Annotated in this window: 22 protein-coding genes and 1 riboswitch; of the genes, 8 read left to right on the forward strand and 14 right to left on the reverse strand. The window is 42.4% G+C overall.

Annotated features, from left to right (window positions below; all coding sequences use genetic code 11):
* Window positions 1-112 precede the first annotated feature (112 nt).
* Window positions 113-457, forward strand: coding sequence for an inorganic pyrophosphatase (locus VB118_05930; protein ID MEA4832138.1), 345 nt, complete (start codon window positions 113-115; stop codon window positions 455-457).
* 122 nt (window positions 458-579) lie between these two features.
* Here VB118_05930 and VB118_05935 read toward each other — a convergent pair whose 3' ends face one another.
* The 6 genes from VB118_05935 to gcvT all read right to left on the reverse strand — a co-directional run bounded on the left by VB118_05935 (window position 580) and on the right by gcvT (window position 7,643).
* Window positions 580-1,410, reverse strand: a complete 831-nt coding sequence (locus VB118_05935; GenBank protein MEA4832139.1) for an amidohydrolase family protein — start codon at window positions 1,408-1,410, stop codon at window positions 580-582.
* Window positions 1,411-1,470: 60 nt separating this feature from the next.
* On the reverse strand, window positions 1,471-2,787 hold the full coding sequence (locus VB118_05940) for an MFS transporter (GenBank protein ID MEA4832140.1): 1,317 nt from the start codon (window positions 2,785-2,787) through the stop codon (window positions 1,471-1,473).
* A 569-nt stretch (window positions 2,788-3,356) separates the two neighbouring features.
* Window positions 3,357-4,802, reverse strand: a complete 1,446-nt coding sequence (gcvPB, locus tag VB118_05945) for an aminomethyl-transferring glycine dehydrogenase subunit GcvPB (protein MEA4832141.1) — start codon at window positions 4,800-4,802, stop codon at window positions 3,357-3,359.
* Complete coding sequence (gcvPA, locus tag VB118_05950; protein MEA4832142.1) at window positions 4,799-6,142, reverse strand: aminomethyl-transferring glycine dehydrogenase subunit GcvPA; 1,344 nt, start codon at window positions 6,140-6,142, stop codon at window positions 4,799-4,801. The genes gcvPB and gcvPA overlap by 4 nt, the downstream gene beginning before the upstream one ends.
* A 4-nt stretch (window positions 6,143-6,146) precedes the next feature.
* Window positions 6,147-6,527: a glycine cleavage system protein GcvH gene (gene gcvH, locus VB118_05955; GenBank protein MEA4832143.1), complete on the reverse strand. Its 381-nt coding sequence runs from the start codon at window positions 6,525-6,527 to the stop codon at window positions 6,147-6,149.
* A gap of 33 nt (window positions 6,528-6,560) precedes the next feature.
* Window positions 6,561-7,643 carry a glycine cleavage system aminomethyltransferase GcvT gene (gene gcvT, locus VB118_05960; GenBank protein MEA4832144.1) on the reverse strand — a complete coding sequence of 361 codons (1,083 nt, stop codon included), beginning with the start codon at window positions 7,641-7,643 and terminating at the stop codon, window positions 6,561-6,563.
* Window positions 7,644-7,823: 180 nt separating this feature from the next.
* Here gcvT and VB118_05965 point away from each other — a divergent pair, with 180 nt between their 5' ends.
* Complete coding sequence (locus VB118_05965) at window positions 7,824-8,021, forward strand: hypothetical protein (GenBank protein MEA4832145.1); 198 nt, start codon at window positions 7,824-7,826, stop codon at window positions 8,019-8,021.
* A riboswitch (glycine riboswitch) is annotated at window positions 7,996-8,074 on the reverse strand. Its footprint overlaps the gene before it by 26 nt.
* An 80-nt stretch (window positions 8,075-8,154) precedes the next feature.
* Here the strand turns inward: VB118_05965 and VB118_05970 are convergent.
* The 3 genes from VB118_05970 to VB118_05980 form a co-directional block, all read right to left on the reverse strand.
* Window positions 8,155-8,595, reverse strand: coding sequence for a hypothetical protein (locus VB118_05970; protein MEA4832146.1), 441 nt, complete (start codon window positions 8,593-8,595; stop codon window positions 8,155-8,157).
* Between the two features lie 183 nt (window positions 8,596-8,778).
* On the reverse strand, window positions 8,779-10,101 hold the full coding sequence (locus tag VB118_05975; protein ID MEA4832147.1) for an alpha-glucosidase/alpha-galactosidase: 1,323 nt from the start codon (window positions 10,099-10,101) through the stop codon (window positions 8,779-8,781).
* 212 nt (window positions 10,102-10,313) lie between these two features.
* The gene (locus tag VB118_05980) at window positions 10,314-11,894 is read right to left on the reverse strand and encodes an oligosaccharide flippase family protein (protein ID MEA4832148.1); all 1,581 of its coding nucleotides are present in this window, start codon (window positions 11,892-11,894) and stop codon (window positions 10,314-10,316) included.
* 445 nt (window positions 11,895-12,339) lie between these two features.
* On the opposite strand from VB118_05980, the gene VB118_05985 reads away from it, so the two are divergent.
* The 4 genes from VB118_05985 (at window position 12,340) to VB118_06000 (ending at window position 14,737) form a co-directional block, all read left to right on the forward strand.
* A complete protein-coding gene (locus VB118_05985; GenBank protein MEA4832149.1) occupies window positions 12,340-12,672 on the forward strand; it encodes a sigma factor-like helix-turn-helix DNA-binding protein in 333 nt (110 codons plus the stop codon).
* Window positions 12,673-12,713: 41 nt separating this feature from the next.
* The gene (ffh, locus tag VB118_05990; GenBank protein MEA4832150.1) at window positions 12,714-14,048 is read left to right on the forward strand and encodes a signal recognition particle protein; all 1,335 of its coding nucleotides are present in this window, start codon (window positions 12,714-12,716) and stop codon (window positions 14,046-14,048) included.
* Window positions 14,049-14,228: 180 nt separating this feature from the next.
* Complete coding sequence (rpsP, locus tag VB118_05995; protein MEA4832151.1) at window positions 14,229-14,474, forward strand: 30S ribosomal protein S16; 246 nt, start codon at window positions 14,229-14,231, stop codon at window positions 14,472-14,474.
* Between the two features lie 29 nt (window positions 14,475-14,503).
* Window positions 14,504-14,737 carry a KH domain-containing protein gene (locus VB118_06000; protein ID MEA4832152.1) on the forward strand — a complete coding sequence of 78 codons (234 nt, stop codon included), beginning with the start codon at window positions 14,504-14,506 and terminating at the stop codon, window positions 14,735-14,737.
* 400 nt (window positions 14,738-15,137) lie between these two features.
* Here the strand turns inward: VB118_06000 and pth are convergent, their stop codons facing one another.
* The 4 genes from pth to VB118_06020 all read right to left on the reverse strand — a co-directional run bounded on the left by pth (window position 15,138) and on the right by VB118_06020 (window position 19,002).
* On the reverse strand, window positions 15,138-15,755 hold the full coding sequence (gene pth / locus VB118_06005) for an aminoacyl-tRNA hydrolase (GenBank protein ID MEA4832153.1): 618 nt from the start codon (window positions 15,753-15,755) through the stop codon (window positions 15,138-15,140).
* Between the two features lie 68 nt (window positions 15,756-15,823).
* Entirely contained in the window at window positions 15,824-16,588 is a 765-nt protein-coding gene (locus VB118_06010; GenBank protein ID MEA4832154.1) for a type II CAAX endopeptidase family protein, read from the reverse strand.
* A gap of 36 nt (window positions 16,589-16,624) precedes the next feature.
* Window positions 16,625-17,821, reverse strand: coding sequence for a tRNA uracil 4-sulfurtransferase ThiI (thiI, locus tag VB118_06015; GenBank protein ID MEA4832155.1), 1,197 nt, complete (start codon window positions 17,819-17,821; stop codon window positions 16,625-16,627).
* On the reverse strand, window positions 17,818-19,002 hold the full coding sequence (locus VB118_06020) for a cysteine desulfurase family protein (GenBank protein ID MEA4832156.1): 1,185 nt from the start codon (window positions 19,000-19,002) through the stop codon (window positions 17,818-17,820). The genes thiI and VB118_06020 overlap by 4 nt, the downstream gene beginning before the upstream one ends.
* Before the next feature lie 730 nt (window positions 19,003-19,732).
* Here VB118_06020 and VB118_06025 point away from each other — a divergent pair.
* Together VB118_06025 and VB118_06030 are read left to right on the forward strand one after the other, a co-directional pair.
* A complete protein-coding gene (locus VB118_06025; protein MEA4832157.1) occupies window positions 19,733-20,227 on the forward strand; it encodes a helix-turn-helix transcriptional regulator in 495 nt (164 codons plus the stop codon).
* Window position 20,228: 1 nt separating this feature from the next.
* Window positions 20,229-20,489 carry a hypothetical protein gene (locus VB118_06030; protein ID MEA4832158.1) on the forward strand — a complete coding sequence of 87 codons (261 nt, stop codon included), beginning with the start codon at window positions 20,229-20,231 and terminating at the stop codon, window positions 20,487-20,489.
* A 293-nt stretch (window positions 20,490-20,782) separates the two neighbouring features.
* Here VB118_06030 and VB118_06035 read toward each other — a convergent pair whose 3' ends face one another.
* Window positions 20,783-22,291, reverse strand: a complete 1,509-nt coding sequence (locus VB118_06035) for a hypothetical protein (GenBank protein MEA4832159.1) — start codon at window positions 22,289-22,291, stop codon at window positions 20,783-20,785.
* Between the last annotated feature and the right edge of the window lie 425 nt (window positions 22,292-22,716).

Here is a 22,716-nt window from a genome sequence, read left to right on the forward strand (position 1 = left end):
AAAAAGTTTCTCTTATTCTTCAAAAAGCTGAAAACAGCATAAATAGTTATAAATGAAGCCAATATCACTGGTATACAATCATCTGAATTATAATTGTACAAGGACGAACCAAATGAACGACGAATTCTGGAAAGCATTAGATAAATTGGTAAATGAATCAGAAATAATAATAGACCGTCCGAAAGGTACTGCTCATCCGAGATATCCTGAATTTATATATAAAATTGATTACGGCTATTTGAAAAATACCTCTTCAATGGATAAAGGTGGTATTGACATTTGGGTTGGTACGGATAAAGAGCAAAAAAACGATGCTATCATCTGTACTGTAGATATAATTAAACGCGATTCGGAAAATAAAATACTGATCGGTTGTACCGAAAGCGAAAAAGAAACTATCTATCAAATACATAATGAAACAGATTTTATGAAAGGTATACTTATACGTAGAGAATAAAAGATCTGTTCTGATATATTTCATTGTATCGTTTATAACGGCATCAGGCTGTCCTCATTTCTTCAATAACACAGCGGCAAGGCTTTGCGCCTTGCCGCTGTGTTATTGAATTATTGAATTATTCAATCATCTATTCTGAACAGCTTTTTTGCATTTCCCGAAAATATAAGTCTTTTTTCTTTTTCAGTCAAATCACAGTTAAACAGAGCTTTTGCGGATGTGTATGGCGAATTCAACGGATAATCGCAGCCATACATGATCTTCTCTATTCCGTGGCGGCGTATCATATCTAATAACTCATCGGGTTTCAGATAATTATGCCATTCTGATGTGTCGAAATAAGCGCGGGTGCCAACAAGGTATTCTTCAGCCTCCGCTTTCTTTTTATATCCGCCCATATGCGCGGCGATAACCGTCAGCTGTGGAAATTTGTCCATGACAAATCTAAGCTTTTTTGCTTCCGACAAACTGCTGTTTTCATCGCCGACATGAAAAAGTATTGGCAGATCAAGCTCTGATGCCGCATCATATGCCGGGAAAAGCCTTTCGTCGTTTATTGGAAAGCCCTGAAAATCCGGATGAATTTTTAATCCGCGCAGACCCATCATCTTCACTCTGACGAGTTCCTTTTTATGATCGGCAAAACCGGCATGCGTGGTGCCGAGCCCAATATATATGGGATCAGCGAACGTCATTTCGTGTATATAATCGTTTGCCGTACCGACGCTGTTGGGTTTTGTTGCTGCGGAGGAAATGATGAAGTGTCTGACGTTAAGCGCGCGGGCGAGATTCTGAAGCGTGGCAGATGTGCCGTCGCCCTCCATATCGGAAAAGCCGTAATAATCGCGAATATTCTCCGCCGCGCGTAGCGCTATTTTATCAGGAAATATATGATTATGAACATCGATTATTTCTATTGTGCCAAGCGATTGAGATGAGTTCTGATTCTGCAATTTTTTATGCCTCTGATTCCTTTTTTTGAAACTATATTATATATCTTATTATAATATATGTCAAGATTCGGGATTAATCGTTTTTCTGTTCTTGAATATATATATTGCGATCATAGGTTGAATAATCGCCTGAGAAATCATTAAAAGTCTTACGGCCGAAATTTCTCCGCTGCCAAAAATCGTAAAATAACCGTTATTTGAAATAGATATGAACACAGCGCCGCATACAACTCCGAAAAATGTGGCAAGGTTCGTTGTGAACGAATAAAATGAAAAAAAATATGTTTTGCCGTTTTCGGGAAGATTCAAGTAAGGTAAATTAGCCCAGGACAAATTCATACCTACGCCCAGCGCGTGTTGAGTCAGCCTTACGGCAGGGTAAATCCAAAAATAATTGGATTTTGTGACAAACGAATACAGAAAAGTAATTGGAGCATCCATTAATATCGTTACTCCAAAGGTCTCAATCCATCCCCATCTGTTTAATAATCGGCGCCATATCGGAGAAATGAAAAGCAAAAACAGCGAATATGACACGTCGACAGCAGAAATAAGCGAAAATCCGAGCCCGATATCTAATAAATAATATGTCATAGATGATGAAGTAAGCGACGCCATGAACGACCACATTAGTATCACATACATGGTCGCCATAAACTTGCGGTTTTTTACCGGCAAAGTGAAAATTTTTACAAGAAAACCTTTTTTTGCGGGATCTTCATAACTATATTCTTTAGGTGAAAGAAGAACAAGCGCTTCGAACATGGCGACAACAAATGCGGCGATACGCATTGCTTTTATAACTTCGAGCTCATAAGGTGTGCCCTTCAATGCATCCGCCAAAAATCCTGAGCCGAGCAAAACGACTCCTGAAACACACGCTGTAATGATTTGATTGAATGAAAAGAATTCGTTTCGAGTCTCAGGAGGAATAAAATTGACATGCCATACCGACCATCCGCTTGACAGCATCGCATGAATTGCATTTGAAATAAAAAGAACAAAAGCAAACGCCAGCTTAAGCTTTTCGGTATTATTTATCAGATCGGGCAGTACCAATATTCCAAGCGTACTGATAGCATAAGCAAAAAGCCGGCAAGGAACCAGCACCCATCTTCTTTTTGCGAAGCGTTCGAGGAACATCGGCGAAAACAGCGAAAAACAGTTTGCCAATATGGGCAGATATGTGATAATTCCCATATCCGACATGGAAATATCGTTTAAACGCATAAACGCCGTATAAAAAACGCCGCTTGAAAAATATGTAATTATTGTGGAAAGGAGAGAAGATGCGAGCATAACGCATCTTCCCTTCGCTTTTTCATCATTAAGGTTGTAAATATAATAAAGCCTACTGTTTGTTTTATTGATTTTCAAGCGCAGACCTCTGACGATTATACTATATTAGTAGGAAAGATGCGTACAAGATTGAATTATATCATTATATTGAAAAAAGTCAATATACGCCATCCGCAGGTCAATATTGTAAAGAATACGATCAATATCCAAATATTTGTAATAGTTATATGTTCCTTGAATAGAATACACGTAAATTGGGCGTAAAGGATATACTTTTTGGGTAATATTACTACAGAATTCGTTCGATTTATAAATAATCACTTTTTTATGTCTAAAGCTTATCATTTCTCATAAGATAGTAATAAAAATATTTTTATTTGACTTGTATACAATTGTTATTACTGCCGAAACCTAATGTTGCTTTCGACGCAGATACGCCGAAAGCAACATTTATAGGTGGATAATATTAAATTACAGAGTATTCTAACCGTAAATACAGAGAAAGCCAGAGCCTCTTCTATCGTATTACAAATTTACCGTTTAAAAATGTCTACTGAAGAATGCCATTTTCGAACGGCATAATTTTGATAGGTGAAAAGCCAATCAAAACCTGCAGTATCAATAAAAGTCAGAAGAAAAACACGTTGTTATTCCTTTAATACCGGCTTTCTTGCGGCCAAGACTTCGTCGGGACGGCGTATCTGAGCGTTAACCGGCGCGTTTTTAAGAACTTCGGGCGTGCTTTTTGCCGTGTCAAGCAGTTTTTTCATTACGGCCGTCACTTCGTCGAGAGTCTCTTTAGATTCTGTCTCGGTCGGTTCAAACATGAGTGCTTCATGCACAATGAGCGGGAAATACATAGTCGGCGGATGTATACCCTCATCAATCATTCCCTTCGCTATATCCATAGCGGTCACTCCCGTTTCATTTTTAAGCTTCTCAAGAGTGAGGACAAATTCATGCATGCAAGAATAATTTCCATTGCTTCCGGATGCGGATTCGTATCCTATTTCCGTAAGGTGTTTTAATAGATAGTTGGCGTTCAGCACTGCCGTTTCAGACGCTTCCTTTATGCCGTCTGAACCGAGAGACAGAACATATGTAAGCGATTTAATTGCGACAGCGAAATTACCGTAAAACAGCTTCATATGCCCTATTGAGCATGCGGGATTGAAAAAGCCGTATTCATCATCCCGCTTTTCCGCAATCGGAGACGGTAAAAACTGCGCAAGAAATTCTTTACATCCGCAAGGACCGCTTCCCGGCCCGCCGCCGCCGTGAGGAGCGGCAAATGTCTTGTGCAGATTTATATGCATCACATCGAATCCCATATCACCCGGACGCGCAATACCGGCGACGGCGTTCAGATTTGCTCCGTCGTAATAACACAGTCCTCCAGATCTGTGAATTATTTCGCAGATTTCTGTTATATTCGGGTCATATAGTCCCAGTGTATTTGGATTTGTCAGCATAAGACCGGCGGTATCGCTTCCCACGGAAGCTTTGAGCATATCGAGGTCTACATATCCGCCTTCATCCGAGGGTATATTCACCACCTCAAAACCGGCCATTGACGCCGATGCCGGATTAGTTCCGTGGGCAGAATCAGGCACTATTATCTTTTTGCGGTTATGATCTCCGCGTGAAATATGATATGCCTTTATTATCAGAAGTCCGGTCAGCTCGCCATGAGCTCCCGCGGCCGGCTGAACCGAAAAGGCATCCATGCCGGTCAGAGAACACAAAGCTGATTGAAGCTCATATATCGCCCTGATACAACCCTGCGCCGTTTTTTCCGGTTGAAGCGGATGTATGTCAGAAAAGCCGGGCAGTGATGCGATGGTCTCGTCGATTTTCGGATTGTATTTCATTGTGCAGCTTCCGAGAGGATAAAAGCCTGTATTTACGCCGTAAGCTCTGGAGGCCAGAGAAGAATAATGACGGCTCACATCGCATTCGGAAAGACAAGGCAAATCCGGTGCCGAATCGCGGGCATAATTTCCGGAGGGGACGTATTTATATTCCGTTTCAGGAAAAACGCAGGTCTTTTTCCCTTCCTTTGAAGATTCATACAACATCAAGGGCTCTTTCATTGATGCTTCACCGTCCTTTCAACAATTCCGGCGGCGCGAGCAAGCTCTTTTTCACTCACAAGCTCAGTAACGCACCAGATGATCCCCTTATCTGTTTGCAATCCGCCGAGAATTCCTTCAGATTCGAGCGCGGAAAGCACCGCGCCTGGATTGTCCGGAGATACTGTTGTAAACTCATTGAAAAAATCGCCTTTAAAAGCGCGTTTCAGACCTGCCGATTCAAGCATATCGGCAAAACGGTGAGCTTTGTCAAAGCATATTCTTCCCATTTTTACAAAGCCGTCGCGCCCCACAACTGACAGATAAATTGCCGCGGTAAGGGCACAGTGAGCCTGATTGCTGCAGATGTTCGCGGCCGCTTTTTCACGTCGTATATGTTGTTCGCGTGCCTGCAGCGTAAGCACAAAGGCGCGATTGCCGTCCGCGTCGATCGTTTTGCCGACAATCCTGCCGGGGAGCCGTCTTGTCATATCGGATCTGCATGCCATATACCCGAGATACGGTCCGCCGAAGGAAACGCTTAACCCGAGGCTCTGGGCATCGCCCACGGCAATATCAGCTCCATAATCCGCCTGCGAGCGGAAAATGGAAAACGATGTAGGAACCGAAGAAATAATACATTTTGCTCCTGCCGAATGTACAATCCGGCAAATCTCGTCCGCCGGCTCCATTATACCGTAATAATTCGGAGTCTGGATTAATACACACATTGCTCCGCCATGCGCCTCCGCCGCGACCTTCAAAGCGTTGATATCTGAGATTCCTCCCACCGACGGAATTGACACATATTCATAATCTTCCGCAAAACAATATGTTTTTATTACAGCCGCCGTCTTCGGATCGACTGTTTCCGGAATAATAACGCGGTTTTTATTTTTGTTTTTTACTTTTTCGCTCGTCATTATGACTGCCTCCGCCGCAGCGGTTGCGCCGTCATAGACGGAAGCGTTTGACACGTCCATGCCCGTGAGCCTGCATATCAGGGACTGATACTCAAATATACCCTGCAGTATTCCCTGACTCAGCTCCGGCTGATAAGGTGTGTATGCGGTAACAAATTCCTCTTTGGAAGCAAGCTGCTTAACCGCAGCGGGTATATAATGACGGTATGAACCCGCTCCGCGAAGTATTGTCTTGAATACAGTATTTTGTGAGGCAAGAGAATTCATATACTCGCTGACTTCAATTTCAGACATTCCGGAAAATCTCTCAATCCCGGTACGGCAATCCTCCATTATTTTTAAGGGAATAGAAGAAAAAAGCTCCGATATATCTGATTTCCCGATATATGCCAGCATTTCGGCTTTACAGAAATCTGAGCAGGTTATATAACCTCCCATATTTTCATCCTTCCTTCTCAATGAGCTGCTGATACTCTTCGGCCGTCAGAAGCCCGGCAGTATCGGTTATTTCTTCTATTTTAGCAATCCATGAGCCGTAAGGGTCGGAGTTTATGCTTTCCGGTGAATTTTCAAGCGTGTTGTTAAATTCAGATACCGTTCCGGTAACGGGAGAATATATGTCTGAAACCGCTTTCACGGATTCCACATCGCATAAAATCTCTCCCGCCGTGACCGCGGCGCCCTTCGCCGGAAAATTAACGAATACGAGATCTCCTAAAGCCTCTTGTGCATGATCCGTTATGCCGATATAAGCCATATTCTTTCCGGTAAAACGCACCCATTCGTGAGTAGCCGTGTAACTGAGTTCTGTCGGTAATTTCATTTTCGTTCACCTCAATATATATTTTTTTTTAAACTATTTGCGACGCTTATAAAAAGGCATATCAGTTTGCTCGATTTCAATTTTCCTGCCTCTGACTTCCGCCAAAAGTCCCTGATAATTAAAGTATTCTGTATTAATAATCGCCATAGCATATGCCCCATTGAGATAAGGGCAGAAGGTTCCGGATGTAGTGATCCCTATCTCCTTTTCTCCGGCAAACACTTTTTCATGCTCTCTGACAATTCCTTTTCCAGTGACTTTGAACCCGGCTCTCATTCTATATGGATTCGTCGATGAAGCCAGCGCCCGCTTGCCGACAAATTCCGGCTTATCAAGCCTGACATATTTCCCAAGCCCCGATTCGAAAGGCGTGAGCGAATCGTTCATTTCATGTCCGTAAAGAGGCATGGAAGCCTCAAGCCGCAATGTGTCACGCGCGCCTAATCCACATGGTATCAAATCGCCATTTCCCGCTTTCAACAGCTCGTCCCAGAGCTTTGCCGCGTCTTTTACGGCGCAATAGAGCTCAAAACCGTCTTCTCCCGTATATCCGGTCCGGGAAATGATACATTTGATCCCGGCTATCTCGGATTGCGGAACACAGGTATAAAATTTTGACGGGATATCTTTTGGTCGGGCAAGCTGTAAAACAATGCGCTCCGCGTCCGGTCCCTGAACCGCCAACTGAGCAAAGCGTTCAGACGCGTCTTCAAACGTTGTTTCCGAGTTGATCCCGGAGCTGATTATCGCGGCATCCTTTTCCCGGTTTGAGGCATTTACAACAATCAAATATTCATTTTCACCGGTACGGTAAACGATCAAATCATCCTCAATGCCGCCGTTCTCATTACACATCGGGCTGTATCTGGCTTTTCCTATGAGCATATCCGAAAAATCATTCGTCATTAAATAGTTAATACTGTTAAGCGCGCCTTTCCCGGTAAGTATGATTTCGCCCATATGTGAAACATCGAAAAGCCCCGCGCCGGTCCGTGTCGCGTTGTGTTCCCGTATTACTCCGGTAGGGTATTGTATAGGCAATAAATACCCTGCAAACGGCACAAGCTTTCCTCCGGCCGATAAATGTTTCTCATACAGCGGTGTCTTTTTCTCCATAGATCTCATATCCTCCATCAGTCTATTGTGTAGATCGGTTTGTTGTCGACCTATCCGATTTTTTTATAGAATAATATTTATTATTACCGTACTGTTCGCAGGAAAAATTTTAAATCGCGTTTCATCAACCGCTTACATGGTTGTCAACAGCTTGCATTTCGCCTTGCTCGGTGGTAATCCGTGACCAGTCTTTCGCCGGAAAGATTCGTGCACTGCTCTACATATAAAACAAAACACGAAGCCGCGCAAAAAAGCGCAGCTCCGTGTTTAATACCTGAAAGATTCCTCCGTATAATCGGAGTTGCTTCTTCGGTGTCATACCGCGATCTCGCGGCAGAGCTTTCCGGAGTTTCGTCAGGATCCGGTCCTTTTGCCTGAGAGTTGAATCCCCTTCGGCTCGCGAATTCACGCGTCTCTCCCGAATCCGTCAATCGAACATATCGTAAACAATATATCGTATCTTCTGTATCAGTATATGACGCAGCGATCAAAAAGTCAAGCGGTTTTATTGTTATTTTCCGTTCTGTTCTTCTTGCACATACACTGCGTTATATTCGCGGTTTTTATTTTCAAGCCTGCGTTCAGACGACCTGATAATCGCAGAGATTCCCGAAACCGCAAGATAGCAAAGCGTAAACAGTATCAACGATATGAAAATATAACTCGACGTATTGTTTAATCCGAGTAAAACCACAATACATACAAAGAACGCTCCGGCCGAGGCCACAAAATGAATTGTCCATTTAACAAAGCCGGGAAGCTTTGGTATGAGGAATACCAATCCGCAAAGTCCCAGAATAAATGAAAACAGCAGTATCGAGCTCATTTGTGCAATCCCGAGAAAAGATTCTTTTTTACTTTCTATCAGGTTCCTCATCAAAGACATTGAGTATACTATTGCCGTGAATGAGAGCCCCATGGTAAAAAATATGTTTTTAATCGCTTTTCGCATTTTAACTATGCCTTTCAATTTTACTGCAATGTTTATGATTTCGCCTGTAGAATCCGTTAAAAGCTTCTTTATTAAGCAATAACTAAGTAATAGTTGTGTTATATGACTCACATTGAGAGAATTTTTATATACCAAAGCCTTTTCTCTCTTTAAGCAGTATTATTAAAATTACCAGTTAATAATTTAATTATATTTGGGAAGCCAGTCTCCATGAGCTTTAATAAGATCGTCGCACAGCGAAACGATGTCGTCTATTGAAAGCTCCGAGGCTGTATGAGGCTCCATCATCGCGGCCTGGTATATCTTTTCCTTTTTACGGGTAACAGCCGCTTCAATAGTAAGAAGCTGGCATCCGATGTTTGACATATTCATAGCCGCGAGCTGTGTCGGAAGAGAACCGAAATGGCACGGATTTACGCCGTTTCGATTGATCATACATGTAACTTCAACGCATGCTTCCCTGGGAAGGTTGTCAATCAGACCTGTGTTGATTACATTGCCTCCGATGAAAATAGGCTTGTTTGTAACCATTGCTTCCATAATATATGAAGCGTATTCGTGCGTGCGTGTATGTGTAAGCGTATGATCAATAAGCTGCTTGCGTTTATTTTCCCATCCCTGTATCGCTTCTATACAACGACGGGGATACTCGTCGAGTGGGATGTTATATCTTTTGATAAGCTCCGGATATCTGGTTTTAATGAAGAAAGGATTGTATTCGGCATTGTGTTCGCTTGATTCGGTGCAGTAATAACCCAGACGGCGTATGTATTCAAATCTCACAAGATCACGGAAGGTGTTGTCCGGCTTTTCAAGCTCTTCAAAAGCGCGCTTGCGGATTTCCGGATACAGGTCTTTGCCTGTACCATCCTTTATTTCCATAAGCCATGCCATATGGTTGATTCCGGCAATAACATCGGAAACAGGCTCTGTATATTGAATTCCGAGCTCATTTAACAACGTGTGGCTGCATGACTGAACGCTGTGGCAAAGTCCGACTGTTTTAATTCCCGTATATCTCTGCATAAAGCCCGAAAGTATCGCCATCGGATTCGTATAATTCATAAACCATGCGTTCGGGCATACCTGAGACATGTCATCGGCAAAGCTCTCAAGCACAGGGATTGTGCGTAAACCTCTGAATATTCCTCCGATTCCGAGCGTGTCGCCTATAGTCTGGCGCAGTCCGTGCTTCTTTGGCACCTCAAAATCAGTCACTGTACAGGGCTCGTATCTTCCGACCTGAATTGCGTTTACAACAAAATCGGCTCCGCGGAGCGCCTCTTTCCGATTTTCCACGCCGACATACTTCTTTACATTTGCCCGTCCGTCGTTCATGTTAGCATTGATATTAATTATCATCTGATATGAATCGTCAAGTCTATGAGGGTCAATATCGTATAGAGCGATATCAAAATCTCTCAATGCCTCGGTAAGCAGCGAATCGCCCAATACATTTTTGGCAAATACGTTGCTTCCCGCGCCCATAAATGTAATTTTGCCCATTATAATGTGACCATGCCTTTCTTTTATACGTTAAATATTAAAATAATCCAGTCATGTGACAAGTATATCAAAAAACTGATAGAAATGCAACGATACCTGAGTAAATATTTAGCCTTTTCGACCTTTTCTCTCGGTATCTTCTCACGAATTTTCTCATTAACTGTAATTATTTTGCCGTACCAGTAAAATATATATTCCGGAAACAAGCTGCTTTAATCCGGTTCATTGCCGTGTTTAAGTGTTTTTAGTTCCTTCCGATCCGCATGCTTTTTGAGCTTTTTCGGATTTTTCTTTTTACCAATGTGAAATAGAACTCTGATCCATTCCGTTTCCTCGCTTGTTATGCATTTCATTAAAAACAGCAAGAAAATATAAATCAAAGCCGCCGAAGTTATTCCTATGACTGTACTCAGAATATATCCGTCCGCCATACGCGATATAATGCGTCCCGCGGCAACCGCAGTACATATTCCGATCATAGGTTTTATTATTTTATCCTTAATGCTTATCTTTAAAAGACAGTTGCGGTAAAGCGTCCAATAACTCAGTGTGAAATTTACTATCTCGGCGATGTAAATAGTCTGAAGATATCCGTTAACAGCATATTTTGGAACCAACACTGCCACAAGAATAACGCAAATCACTGAATCAAGAATATTAATTCTCATAACAGCCATTTGTTTGTCAAGACCTTTCAGCATACCGTCTATTGTCATATCGATATACATCACAGGTATAAGCGGAGCTATAAGCTTTATGTACGGCGCAGCATCCATGTTTTTATATACCGCCATTGAAAGAGTATCAGAGAAGCACAGCATAGCGCCTGAAATGAATATTGAAAACACTATCGACGCGGACAGCACCCGATTAACCATGTATTCTATGTGCTTTTTTTTCTTCTCCGCATTACTTTCCGCTATTTCAGGTACAAGAAGCCCGGAAAGCGAGCTTAATAATGACGCAGGATATAACAGCACAGGGAGCGCAAGCCCCTGAACCGCGCCGTACGATGCAAGAGCTTCTGTTTCGGAAACGCCAGATCTTTTCAGACCGGACGGTATTAATAAATGCTCTACGGTTCTCAGCGCGCTCCTTACCCATGCTCCTGAAGCATCCGGTGCCGCAATGCGCAAAAAGCTACGCATAAAACGACTTCTTCCACCGCCTTTCCTTAAAGGGGACAGTAATATGTATACAATAAATGATACTGTAAAGCTGAAAATTTCAGAAACTAAAATAGCAAATGAAATTGCCGCGCATGATTCGCCTGAACCGGAGGCATAATTCAAAAACACAACAGACAGTGCAATCTTTATAAGCTGTTCTACAAATGTGATGACCGCGAATATAGCCATTTTTCTGACAGCGGTAAAATATCCTCCAAAGCAAACGGTCATTGAGATAAACGGGAGCGAAAAGGCAAGGATTCTTAAAGAAGGCGCTGTTGCGGCACTCTGAAGCCAAAGCTCTGCGGCCATGCCAGCGCAGAAATATAACAACGCGCCGGCAATAAGCCCAGCTGTTAATCCGGAAAGAACAAGCTTTCTCATATTGCGCGCGGCAGCGTCAGGGTTATCTACGGTCAGACGCGTGCTTGCAAGCGACAATCCGGAAGCACCGAGAGTTTTTGCGAAAGCGTAAACGGTCATGATCAACGAAAATAAACCTATTCCCGCCGTACCAATCCTTCCTGTGAGAAAGACATTATATAATACCGCTACGGTCTTCATAGCCAGGCTCGTAGCGGTCAGAAGCAATGTATTGATAAGAAGCTTTTTCGCGTTTTTCATGTGGCATCTTTTCTTATATAAATTGATACTGAATTATATGAAGGAGATTCTTAAGTAATAACCTGCAGTTAAATTATAAAATTTTATGTGGCTCACATTGCCGGAGAAAAGCCTGCCAAATTTTTCTTCTCATAATAGTATTTTTAATGCCGCTTAAATAATTGGATTATCGCCATGTATCTCATAAATTGACAGGAATCTTATTTGACCTTGTATACCGATCGGTACATGGCGGTTTCCAAGTTTACGCCTCTGCGTTCCGCTCAAATTCCTTCCCAGACTAAACTCCATTTCAAATTCCACTGTGGATTTTACTTTGGGAATTTACCCAATTTGAAAATCCTATATTGCCTCTTGACAAAACGGGTTTAATCCTTTATAATAATGCAAGCATGTAAAGCTTTTATCTTTACATTGATTTATTTATTCTCGCGGGTATACCTGTATGTTTGAAAAAGATCTGTCGCTTTGCGTTCTTTTTGATAAGTACGCACAGCTACTATCCGATAAAAAGCGTGAGGCCTTTGACCTTTATTACAACAATGATTTTTCACTTGCCGAAATATCGGAGCACACCGGTACTTCGCGTCAGGCCGTCCGCGATCTTCTTGCGCACGCTGCCGATGAATTGAGATCAGCAGAAGCCGCAATGCTGCTTTGTGAAAAACGACGGAAGCTATCTGAGCTTCTCGACAAGGCTCGAATCTCTATTTCATCCGGATGCTCCACGTCAGAAATATGCGCGTTGCTCGACGCGATCAGCGAACTTTACGAATAACCGCCCGGCGTTAATCCTCACGAAAGGAATTATCCATTTTCATGTTTCAGAATCTTGTTGACAAGATGAATGCCGCCTTTGGCAAATTCAAAAACAAAGGCAAACTGACTGAGGCCGATGTAAAGGCCGGGATGCGCGAAATTAAGCTGGCGCTTTTAGAAGCCGACGTAAATTTCAAAGTCGTCAAGGATTTTATATCCGCGGTAAGCGAACGCGCCGTCGGTTCCGAAGTCCTTGAAAGCCTCGTCCCGGCTCAGCAGATTGTAAAAATAGTCAATGAAGAGCTTGTGTCTATAATGGGCACAAAAAACGAAAAGCTTAATATATCATCAAAACCTCCTACAACGGTCATGATGGTCGGTCTTCAGGGCTCAGGCAAAACGACACACAGCGGAAAGCTCGCGAAGCTTTATAAAAAACAAGGAAAGCGTCCTTTGCTTGTCGCCTGTGACGTATACCGCCCGGCGGCCGTCAAACAGCTGCAGGTCGTCGGAGAATCGATTGATGTTCCGGTGTTTGCCATTCCCGATTCCAAAAAGCCGATCGAAATAGCAAAGGAAGCGCTTAAATACGCCGACAAAAATTCTTATGATTTCGTCATTATAGATACCGCGGGTCGTCTTCACATAGATGAAGCGCTCATGGGTGAATTAAAAGAACTTAAAACAGCCGTGAACCCAACCGAAATACTTCTTGTCGTCGACAGCATGACCGGACAGGATGCAGTAAATGTTGCTGAAAGCTTTAACGGTCTTTTAGATATAACCGGAGTAATTCTCACCAAGCTCGATGGCGATACGCGCGGCGGCGCCGCTCTCTCGGTTCGGCATGTAACAGGAAAGCCGATAAAATTCGTCGGAACCGGAGAAAAAATGGACGCCTTGGAGCCATTTTATCCCGACCGCATGGCGTCCCGCATACTCGGTATGGGCGATGTGTTGAGTCTCATCGAAAAAGCCCAAGAAGCATATGACGACAAAAAGGCCGCAGAGCTTGAAAAAAAGCTGCGCGAATCCTCTTTTACTCTTCAGGATTTTCTCGATCAATTCAAACAAATACGATCAATGGGTCCGATGGATCAGCTGCTCGGAATGCTTCCCGGTCTGAAACAATCTGACATATCAAACACACAGATTGATGATAAACAAATGAACCGGATGGAAGCGATAATCCTATCCATGACTCCGCGTGAACGCGCAAAGCCCGACATAATTAACGCATCGCGCAAAAAACGAATAGCAGCCGGAAGCGGAACCAGCGTCGAACAGATCAACCGCCTGCTTAAACAATTTGATCAAATGAATCAAATGATGAAAGCCTTCACAGCCGGAGGCAAGCGCAATAAATTCATGAAAAAAGGTAAATTCTCTTTTTAAAAAGTCACCCATGCGCCAACAGCCTCACAGAGTGAAAAGTCAGAGCTTTTTAATCCCGCAGTTTTATCAATTACGAGCTTTAATCAAAACGTAATTGTCCCCGATTCTCTGCCTGCCGCTTTTTGACAGCTGTATAAAACGCTTATAATAATTATATTTAAATTTTGGAGGAACCCCACAATGGCAGTTAAAATTAGACTCAGAAGAATGGGCGCAAAGAAAGCCCCCTTTTACCGCGTAGTCGTCGCGGATTCCAGATATCCTCGCGACGGCAGATTCATAGAGGAGATCGGTTATTATAATCCGCTCACCAACCCGCCCGAGATCAAGATCAACGCCGATTCCGCGAAAGCATGGATCGGAAAAGGCGCTCAACCGACCGAAACGGTGAAAAGCCTGCTCAAAAAGAGCGGCGTAATCGAATGACGGCAATGACCGAAAGGCAAGGTAAATAAGTGAAACAGGTATTGATCGATATAGCTAAGGCGCTCGTCGACAAGCCCGATGAAGTCAAGGTTGCGGAACGCCAGGACGGTGAATATCTTCATCTCGAGCTTTCCGTCGCTCCCGAGGATATGGGCAAGGTAATCGGCAAACAGGGCAAAATCGCAAAAGCGATCAGAACTCTTTTAAAAGCCGCCGCCACAAAAGACGACACCAAGGTCATGGTCGACATAATGGAGAAATAAGCATTGCGCCGCTTCGTTAAATGAAGCGGCGCGTGTTTTTTTATAGGGACTTTTCGTAAAAAGTCCGCAATTCTTGTTTTTATACCTTCACGGATTTTAGTGGAATTTTGTAACTCAATCATGTGCAAGTTGATCCGGATTTTCTTTTCAAATTATTGAATTATACCGTAGGATATTGCAAAATAAGCAATCTCCGTATTTCTATAATTTCAATACTTGCCGTGAAGAGCCTTTTTATTATCTTTATGAAAACCCGGAATTAATGAGAAAAATAAAATCATGTGCTACACTGAATATAAAAATCAAAAAAACTTATAAATAATTGAACCTTTTTTAGTTTTCAATGTTAATACAAGTGTGTACACAAAATACAAATAATCGAGGTGAGAGTTTCAGGTATTTAATTATATTTTGCCATTGCCGCGTCAATTCCCGATTCCAACATCACGGTCAGTGCGTCACAGGCGTTCGAGATCGCCTCCGAAACTTTTTTGCCGTCATCCTCTGAAAACGGAGCAAGCACCCAGTCAGCAAGATCCCATCCCTCGGGCTTTTCTCCGACGCCGATACGTATACGGGGAAAGTTGTCACTGCCGAGCTGGAAAATAATGTCCTTCATCCCGTTGTGTCCGCCGGCGGAGCCTTTTGATCTTATTCTGATACAGCCAGGCAAAAGGTTTATATCGTCATAAATGATAATCAGCTTTTCGGGGGGGATTTTATAAAAATCACATATATCACGTACTGCTTGTCCTGAATTATTCATAAAAGTCTGAGGCTTGACAAAAAGCACTCTCCTACCACAAAACACCGTGTCTGTATAAAGCGCGTTCCATTTGGAATGATTAATTGTAAAGCCCTGCTTTGACGAAAGCAAATCAAGCGTATTGAAACCCACATTATGTTTTGAACGCGAATACTTGTCTCCCGGATTTCCCAGTCCGGCTACTATATACTCAATCGGTTTCACCGCCGCTGCGGGAGTTTCTATGCGTTTAAAAATATCAAAGATATTCATACCCAAAATACCCTTTCAGGGTTTATTCTTTATAAAATTTAACTTGCTATATAATATAAAACGGCAATTCAATCAGGCTTTTTCATAGGAATGTCTGGGAAAATCATATAGAGGCAGAAGGCGGCAGTTATAAACGATATGCCGAACACTGAATATATCACCATATTTCTTGCCGATTCGACATACGTTTGAAGAAAGCTTGTCATATTAAATGAGCAATGAAGCAGCAATGGCGCATATATGCTTTCGAATCTGTCACGCAGCAATCCTAAAACTATACCAAGCACTGTCGCATACAATATCCAGAGCGGATTGCCGTGCAGCAAGCCGAAAACAAAAGCCTGAATCAGGAGCGCGAACGGCGGCTTTACGCATTTTTTAAGATTGCCATAGATATAACCCCTGAACAGGACTTCTTCGGCAATCGGTCCGCATATGCCAAATCCAATAAGTGAAAAAGCCGAAAAGCTGACATCAAGAACAGATGATGACTGTGCATAGCTGTCGAAAAGCGGTTTTAAAAACGGAATATAGTATAAAAGATTCATTAAAGCGCTGATGACAAACTGAAGAGAAATGCCCAAAGGAATAACAAGCAAGAGCAAGGATGGCTTTTGCGGCTTTTTAAGCAGGATTTCATCGGAAAATTTATCTTTTGTTATAAACGATAAACCCCAGAAAACCAATATGGCAGCGATCGAGCTAAGAATAGTTACTCCGACGGATATTTCACCGACGATCGAATAAACAAACGCAAAGCTGAAAAACGACTGTATTGCAATATAAATTATCAGATAGCAAAATGCTTTAAGCAGATATTTATACTTTCTCATCCGGCTTTTATCGTATTCCTTTCCGATGCAGCTGCATCAATATGTGATAAGCCTTGTTTCTATACCCTTATATGCCTCCTCACAGAGAGCGGATATATCGAGTTTTTCTTCCTGTGCGATTAAGCACTCCAGGGAAGGATTCGTCTTGGGATGGCGCGGAGTGAATACCGTACAGCAATCCTCATAAGGCAATATCGAGGTATCAAACGTGCCAATGTGACGGGCAATTGTTATTATATCATCCTTGTCCATACCTATACACGGGCGAAGCACCGGTATGCCCTCGGAAGCGGGAATTGCATCGGTAACGGCAAGCGCCTTCATTGTCTGACTTGCGACCTGACCAAGGCTTTCGCCTGTTATAAGCGCGCCACATTCGCGTTCTTTTGAGAGACGGGAGGCAAGCCGCATCATAAAGCGACGTAAAATAAGAGTGAAATATTCTTCGTCGCAATGTTCCTTTATGGCAAGCTGTATCGGAGTAAGATTTATTGTAAACACACGCATCCGGTCGGTATAACGGCATAAAAGCTTTGAAAGCTCAAAAACCTTTTCTTTGGCACGCTCCGAAGTGTAGGGATAGCTCTCAAAATGCAACGCTTCTATCTCAGCTCCGCGGCGAGCGGCCATATATCCGGCAACAGGACTGTCTATACCTCCGGATAAAAGTAAAATTGCCTTTCCGCTGCTGCCGCGAGGCATTCCTCCGGCGCCCTTTTCACGCCCGGCATGCACAAAAGCGTGTTTGTCGCGAATCTCGATCATTACGGTTATTTCCGGATCGATTACATCAACCGCAGGACGGAATCCGGGAGTTTCGAGAAGAGCATCTCCGCTGATTCGCATTATCTCGGGAGAAGTCAGCGGAAATTTTTTGTCGCTGCGCTTCGCATCGCATTTAAATGTGCGATATCCGGATATTTCCGGAGCAATTTTTTCATGTAATACTGTTTTGATCTCTTCGATATCCTTTTCACAGCGCCAAGCGACGCATAAGCCGCCCAACCCGAACACAGTCCGCATTTCCTCCATGGCAGCATCCGTCATGGTATCGTCACGCGGCATAATATAAACCGTGGATTGCATCGAATATAGCTCGTATCCGTCCGGACCGAGAGCTCTACGCAGCCGCGAGGAGACGGAGGCGCGCAGCCTGTCTTCAAAATATCCTTTGTTCTGTCCCTTCAATACGATCTCACCGTATTTCAGCAGTATGCAGCGTTTAAAATTCATAGGATAGTTTTCCATTTCGTCTTTATCATATTAGCGAGGATATCACAGAAATATATCGTTTCTTCTTCGGTATTCATAGGAGAAAGGCTTATTCTTATGGTCGAATCGGCCTCGGCATCGGTCAGTCCGTATGCGTGCAGAACACTGCTCTTCCCTTTTTTTGATGAACAGGCCGAGCCGGAGGACACACATATTCCTTCGTCGGAGAGCAGATGAAGCATTACCTCGCTTTTAATACCGGGAACGGACATACTTATTATACTCGGTAAAGAAGATGGCGGCTCAAGAAGCTTTACTCCCGGCAGATTTATCACAAAATTGCGGATTTGCGATGAAAGAAACGCAATATGGGCGTTATTTTCATTAAGTTTTTCATATCCGTCAGCGGCAGCCGCCGCGAAAACCGATATTCCGACAGTATTTTCAGTTCCGCTTCTCAAGGCTTTTTCCTGACCGCCTCCGAGAAGCTGAGATATAAGGCGCGTTCCGCTTTTTACATACAGTGCGCCGCAGCCTTTCAGCGCATGAATTTTATGCGCGCTGACGGAAAAAAGGTCTGCTCCGAGCATTGACGGAGATATTTTTTCTTTCAAGTAGCTCTGTACGCAGTCACTGTGTATTATGGCGCCGGGAGAAGCGCGCTTTATTATGTCCGATGCTGTTTTGATATCGTAAATCGCGCCGGTTTCATTGTTTACACGCATGATCGAGGCAAATATCACATCCTCGGAAGCGGCGGAACGCAGCATATCTGTATCAAGTCTGCCTCCCGAAGTGGATAGCCTTATAACCTTATAGCCATCGCTTTCGAGCTTTTTCATCGGCTCTCCAACGGCGGGATGCTCCGAATCGGTGGTGATTATAGTCTTTCCGCGGCGTGCGCGGGCATATACCGCGCCGAATATGGCAAGATTGTCGCTCTCGGTGCCGCCGGAGGTAAAATATATTTCAGCCGCGCGGCATCCCATTGTTCCGGCTATGATTTCGCGGCATTCTTCAAGTCTTCGTTCCGCATTAAATCCGGCGCGGTGAAGCGACGATGGATTCGCAAAGCTTCGTTCAATATTGTTGTATTCTTCGCATTCCTGATATTTTTCGCTCGCATATCGCATAAGCTCGTCTCTTGCGGCGAAAGAAAGGGGCGTGGTCGCGGAATTATCGAAATAAACAAGCTTTTTCATCATTTGCCTTTGATATCTATTTTTATTAAACCTTTTCTGTCATTCGATTACCGTTTATTAATTGACGCGTAAATTACACAGCATTAAATTTCAGATGTATTTCGTTTTATTAACACAGCAATTAAACAATGTCCGCAGAACAAGGATTATTTTATTACCGTTTAACAATCATAGGCCCAAAACCATCTAATTATATATCATTTTTTCGAAAAGCGCAAGCATTATTCAACGGTAAAAATAATGGGTAAATTTCCATAGTAAAATCCATAGCACAATTTGCAATGGAGTTTTGTCCGGGAGAATATTACCGCAGTTTCCAGGGGAACCATACTTCACGCCCAAAGCCTCCACGATGAAATACCAAATTTAATATAAGCTCCGTTTATATGTAGCGGGAGCAAGCCGAAAGGCTCTCCTCCGTGGCGGTTATACGGGTTGTTTCATGTAAAAAGCCAATATACCATAGTCTTTTATTATCGCAGTAATAATGCTTAAGCCGACTGTATTGATAATATTGAGAATATGTGTTATCATGCAAAAAGCATAATTTATATAAATTTTTTCGCAAAATCTCCCATTATATTATAATCCATTCAAACGCAACCATCAGTTGAGCAAACACTCTACCTTTGGTTGTTAAAAAGATCGCTTTTTCAACCGATGATCCATTCATTTTCACCGAACTTCATAGTAATATATTGGCATAACGTAAAAGGAGTGATACAATTTTATGGCAACTACATTAGGAAAGAAAATCTCTGATTTCAGAAAAGAAAAAGGTATCAAGCAGGAAGAAATGGCGGAAAAGCTGGGCGTATCTCCTCAGGCCGTGTCCAAATGGGAGAATGATGTTTCCTGCCCTGATATACTTTTGCTTCCGAAAATTGCCTCCATGCTCGGCGTGACGGTAGACGAGCTGTTGTCTGACGAGCCAAAAAAAGAAACTATGATTTTACCGGTGGAACAAAGGAAAAATATAGACGATATGGTATTCCGGATTCGCGTACTGTCATCCGACGGTGACAAGGTTCGAATAAATCTGCCGATGCCGCTTGTGAAAATGTTATTGGAAATGGGTATGAAAATGCCGGAAATCTCCGGAAATGATATTTTAAAAAATATTGATTTCTCACAGCTTATCGCAATGGTTGAAAAAGGACTTATAGGAAAACTTGTCGAAGTCGAAAGCGCCGACGGAGATACCGTGGAAATAGCGGTGGAATAAAATGCGTATTTACGTTAAATCGAATGACGGGAAAAAGTTCACCTTGCTGTTCCCTTCATGTCTGATTTTCAACGATATCACGGCTTCAATCGGAGCCAAAGCACTAAATAAACATATAAATATGGATATCGATTTGAAGCTTAACGCCCATGACATGCGAAAGCTTATCAGAATGCTGAACAGGATGAGACGAAAATATCCGGATATGTATCTGGTTGATATCGAAAGCGCCGACGGTGATATCGTAAAGATAAAGCTGTGAAAGCTTCTCTGTATATCTCCGAGTAAAAACGCTAAACAACAATATAACTGATTCTCATCTTTATTGTTCCCGGCAAAGGCAATCAGCGATCAAAAATGTAACTAAGGCGCTGCCTCATTAATATGCGGCAGCGCCATAATATTTTTATAATGGGTATTATTAACTCGGCATTTAAATAATTACCGCTTAAAGAGAGAAAAGACTTTGGTATATGGGCTTTTCTCTCTTATAAAACACGACTTATTTAAATGACGTTTTAATATTACATGTTATTAACCCACAAATGAGCCAAATTACGGTTCAAGGTGTTTAATTGTATCAATCATACCGCTGAGATCGGTACCAAGCTTTGCCGATATCTTATCATATTCAGAGGCAAAGCTTCCGCCTTCCTTTAACACATAAAAAGGAATAAGCCATTCGATATTCTCTAACACATTCGAATTTACGAGAGCAAAGTCAAACGAAACGGTGTCGCGGATAATATCGAGCATCTGAGACATTTTATCGTCTCGCGCATAAGCTTTCTTCAAAGCAATCTCATAATAAGCGGGGGTAATATATCTGTAGCCTTCCGCCGCCATTGCTTCGAGAATAAACGCAGATTTTTCAACATCCTCGCATGTCGTAGGAACGCAGAACACGTTGTATGAGTCATGAATAAAGCTCTTGTATTCACCCTGCGCCTCATCATACATCGGCACGGGCAAAATGCCGTAATCGTCGTCCATAGAGCGGTATTGGGCGAATTCAATAAGCCGACCGGGGAGGAACATCAGCTCGCTTTTTGCAAAATGAGTATCCATATCGTATTTATACGTGTCTCCGACATAAACTCCGTTATTACTGTACATGAAAGAACGAAGTTTATCGACAACTTCTAATGTATAACTGTTATTCAGTACTATTTCAGGATAGCCGTCTGCATTGAATTTCGAAAATTCCACATTGCTGCCGACCAGGAAAGCGTATAGCGAAGCGTTCGGGGCAAGGCCGATACCGTAAAGGTCGTTTTCGTCGCGTTCTCCGCCGCCGTCAATGTCATTATAAACAAGCTTACAGTATTCGCTGAGCTTGTCGAGCGTCCATTTTCTATCAGTAGCAAGCTGATATAAGGTATCGGCGGACTGACTTGTTTTATCTTCAAAGATCTGTCTGTTGAAGAATATTCCGTTCATCCATTGGATAAATGCCACTCCTATATCTCCCGCGAGGAAATACAGCTTCTCATTTTCATAGGTGTTTACCTTAATATAGCTATCCGGCCACCACGGCTTTGAGAAATCAAGATATTCGGTATTATGAAGATTAGCTAAAGCGTTTTGAAGTATTAATGTCGGACTGTAATACTGAGTTATAGCGGCGATATCGCATTCGTCGGAACCGGACTGAGCAATAGCGGCTATTTTATCGATACATGACCATTTATCTCCGCAGACAACCGATTCAAGTTTTACATTAAAGCGTTCTTGAATATTGTTCAGACGTTTATAAACCGCGTCATTGAGTAATTCCTCGGTTTCAGCTTCCGCCCAAATTTCGTAATCAAAATCCTGGCGTACATAAATGGTAACCGTCTCGCCTTCGAAATTTCTCTCCGGAAGACCGTCCTTGACATCGGCGCGGTCAACTACTCCGGATTCATTTGTTTGGGTATTCTGTGCAGCGGTTCCGGTAGCCTGATTCCCTGTTTTTGTATTATCAGGTTCTTGGGGCGTGCAAGCAGCGAGCGAAAAAGAAGAAGCAACCGCAAGTATACATAGAATAGCTGCAACAAGTTTTTTTATCGTGCTGTTTTTCATGGATTTCCCTCATCATTAAAATTTTTGAACTTATATAATTCTATATTATTGTAGCATAAATACATGCTTTGTCAATGTTTTTATAATATTTATTTCATTATTTTATCACAGATAACAAGACATAAAACGCAATATAAATATTAGTTGATGTTATTTTTCTCAATATTATTATGTCCGTTAAATTTCTTTTGTATTATCCATTAACAAAGCTGGTTATTAAAAACGGTAATAAATAATAAAGCTTGTTAATAATTACCACGTTATTAATTAAACAGTCGGCAGTAAATTTAATTCATTTTATTATTTGGCGCATTTGAACAATTTTGAAATTATTATTATAAAATTTATTGACAATGCTCACATCATATGATAAAATCATGTACGATTGATTTACATATTCTTTATATAAATGCGATTAAATAATC

The organism is Oscillospiraceae bacterium, assembly GCA_034925865.1.
Lineage (GTDB): Bacteria > Bacillota > Clostridia > Oscillospirales > SIG627 > SIG704.

Excerpts from the sequence above, each read along its gene's own strand:
- gcvPB (MEA4832141.1), bottom strand. The coding sequence starts at position 4,802 with ATGAAAGAGCCCTTGATGTTGTATGAATCTTCAAAGGAAGGGAAAAAG.
- VB118_05975 (MEA4832147.1), bottom strand. The coding sequence starts at position 10,101 with ATGGGCAAAATTACATTTATGGGCGCGGGAAGCAACGTATTTGCCAAA.
- ffh (MEA4832150.1), top strand. The coding sequence starts at position 12,714 with ATGTTTCAGAATCTTGTTGACAAGATGAATGCCGCCTTTGGCAAATTC.
- pth (MEA4832153.1), bottom strand. The coding sequence starts at position 15,755 with ATGAATATCTTTGATATTTTTAAACGCATAGAAACTCCCGCAGCGGCG.
- VB118_06025 (MEA4832157.1), top strand. The coding sequence starts at position 19,733 with ATGGCAACTACATTAGGAAAGAAAATCTCTGATTTCAGAAAAGAAAAA.
- gcvT (MEA4832144.1), bottom strand. The coding sequence starts at position 7,643 with ATGGAGAAAAAGACACCGCTGTATGAGAAACATTTATCGGCCGGAGGA.
- gcvH (MEA4832143.1), bottom strand. The coding sequence starts at position 6,527 with ATGAAATTACCGACAGAACTCAGTTACACGGCTACTCACGAATGGGTG.
- VB118_05930 (MEA4832138.1), top strand. The coding sequence starts at position 113 with ATGAACGACGAATTCTGGAAAGCATTAGATAAATTGGTAAATGAATCA.
- VB118_06035 (MEA4832159.1), bottom strand. The coding sequence starts at position 22,291 with ATGAAAAACAGCACGATAAAAAAACTTGTTGCAGCTATTCTATGTATA.
- VB118_06020 (MEA4832156.1), bottom strand. The coding sequence starts at position 19,002 with ATGAAAAAGCTTGTTTATTTCGATAATTCCGCGACCACGCCCCTTTCT.
- rpsP (MEA4832151.1), top strand. The coding sequence starts at position 14,229 with ATGGCAGTTAAAATTAGACTCAGAAGAATGGGCGCAAAGAAAGCCCCC.
- VB118_06030 (MEA4832158.1), top strand. The coding sequence starts at position 20,229 with ATGCGTATTTACGTTAAATCGAATGACGGGAAAAAGTTCACCTTGCTG.
- thiI (MEA4832155.1), bottom strand. The coding sequence starts at position 17,821 with ATGAATTTTAAACGCTGCATACTGCTGAAATACGGTGAGATCGTATTG.
- VB118_05985 (MEA4832149.1), top strand. The coding sequence starts at position 12,340 with ATGTTTGAAAAAGATCTGTCGCTTTGCGTTCTTTTTGATAAGTACGCA.
- VB118_05980 (MEA4832148.1), bottom strand. The coding sequence starts at position 11,894 with ATGAAAAACGCGAAAAAGCTTCTTATCAATACATTGCTTCTGACCGCT.
- gcvPA (MEA4832142.1), bottom strand. The coding sequence starts at position 6,142 with ATGGGAGGTTATATAACCTGCTCAGATTTCTGTAAAGCCGAAATGCTG.
- VB118_06010 (MEA4832154.1), bottom strand. The coding sequence starts at position 16,588 with ATGAGAAAGTATAAATATCTGCTTAAAGCATTTTGCTATCTGATAATT.
- VB118_05970 (MEA4832146.1), bottom strand. The coding sequence starts at position 8,595 with ATGCGAAAAGCGATTAAAAACATATTTTTTACCATGGGGCTCTCATTC.